The sequence below is a fragment of the Microvirga arabica genome, assembly GCF_016811235.1.
Taxonomy (GTDB): Bacteria; Pseudomonadota; Alphaproteobacteria; order Rhizobiales; family Beijerinckiaceae; genus Microvirga; species Microvirga arabica.
Map to the genome: position 1 here is coordinate 1 of NZ_JAFBID010000214.1, position 848 is coordinate 848.

An 848-nucleotide genomic window follows, 5' to 3' on the forward strand; every position below is an offset into this window, starting at 1 on the left:
AGTGCCCGTTTGAGAATTGCTACGGGTGAGCGATGCGGCGGAGCATGAGACTGCTCATGGCCACCCCGATCATGGCTTCCGAGACGTCGCAGCGCTCCTCATAGTCCCGCACCAGCCGGCGCCAGCGCATCATCCAACCGAACGTTCTTTCAACAACCCATCGGCGCGGCAACGGTTGAAAGCCCTGCTGGTCGGGCAGCTTGCGCACGATCTCGATCACGAAATTCCGGTAAGCCGCCAGGCTCATCAGCTGGCCCCGGTCATAAGCACCATCGGCAAACAGGTGCTTGAGAAAGGGCCACCGCTGGCGCACCGCCTTGATGATTTGCTCAGCGCCCTGGGCATCCTGAACATCGGCCGTCGTGAGGTTGACCAGCAGCAGACGCCCGTCCGTGTCGACCGCAATATGCCGCTTGCGGCCCTTGATCTTCTTGGCTGCGTCATAGCCGCCTCCGCCCGGCGCTGACGGGGCTTTGACGGTTTGGCTGTCGATCACGCCCGCCGTCGGACTCGCCTCCCGACCAGCCTGCTCGCGGTCGAGCATGAGGGCGACATCGTGCAGGGTTTGGAACAGCAGGCGGCGCACAAAGCGCCGGAACCACCAATACACGGTCTGCCACGGCCCGAACTCATGCGGCATCATGCGCCAGCCGCAGCCGGTGCGGGCGAGATAGCGAATGGCGTTGAGGATCTCGCGCAGGTTCACCTTGGGCTTGCGGCCACGCCGGGCCGGCTGGGGCAGGATCGGCCTGATCCGCTCCCATTCCTCGTCGGTCAGGTCAGTTGGATAGCGCCGCCGCTCGAAGGCCTTCTGGCGCTCGCGATGCTCTTTGGTCCACATCCGGCTC

1 protein-coding gene is annotated in these 848 nt (G+C 64.5%); it reads right to left on the reverse strand.

What is annotated here, in order from left to right; genetic code table 11:
- Nucleotides 1-19 precede the first annotated feature (19 nt).
- On the reverse strand, nucleotides 20-841 hold the full coding sequence (locus JQC81_RS32550; RefSeq protein WP_203275882.1) for an IS5 family transposase: 822 nt from the start codon (nucleotides 839-841) through the stop codon (nucleotides 20-22).
- Nucleotides 842-848 lie beyond the last annotated feature (7 nt).

Bases quoted from the DNA above. Each gene is read 5' to 3' on its own strand.
- JQC81_RS32550 (WP_203275882.1), bottom strand. From the start codon at position 841: ATGTGGACCAAAGAGCATCGCGAGCGCCAGAAGGCCTTCGAGCGGCGG.